The sequence below is a fragment of the Motiliproteus sp. MSK22-1 genome, assembly GCF_001968815.1.
Lineage (GTDB): Bacteria > Pseudomonadota > Gammaproteobacteria > Pseudomonadales > Balneatricaceae > Motiliproteus.
Window position 1 is genome coordinate 1 of record NZ_MIEQ01000011.1, and the last position, 423, is coordinate 423.

The 423-nt window shown below is 50.1% G+C and carries 1 protein-coding gene; it reads left to right on the forward strand.

Annotated features, from left to right (window positions below):
• On the forward strand, positions 1-423 hold a 423-nt coding region (locus BGP75_RS00600), incomplete at both ends, for a transposase (RefSeq protein WP_143820940.1).

A 423-nucleotide genomic window follows, 5' to 3' on the forward strand; every position in this document is an offset into this window, starting at 1 on the left:
GTCATCAACCAGGGCTGCTGGGCTCACGCCCGCCGTAAGTTCGATGAAGCAATCAAGGCTCAGGGGAAACCCCAAAAAGGAAAACCGCAAAAAGCCGGTAAGGCCCAAATGGGGCTATCTTATATCCAGAAGCTGTACCGGATCGAAAAGCAGATCACCGATCAGCCACCGGACAAGAAATTGGAGGTCCGCCAGCAGCAAAGCCAGAAGATACTAGCGAATCTTCGAAAATGGCTGGAAAAATCATTGCCACAGGTGCCGCCGAAAAGCGCACTGGGTAAGGCGCTGTATTATCTACATAATCAGTGGGATAAGCTGGTTCGCTACTGTGATGCGAGTTATCTACGGATGGATAATAATCTAGCGGAGAACGCAATACGCCCATTCGTGGTAGGGCGAAAACACTGGTTGTTTAGTAACAGC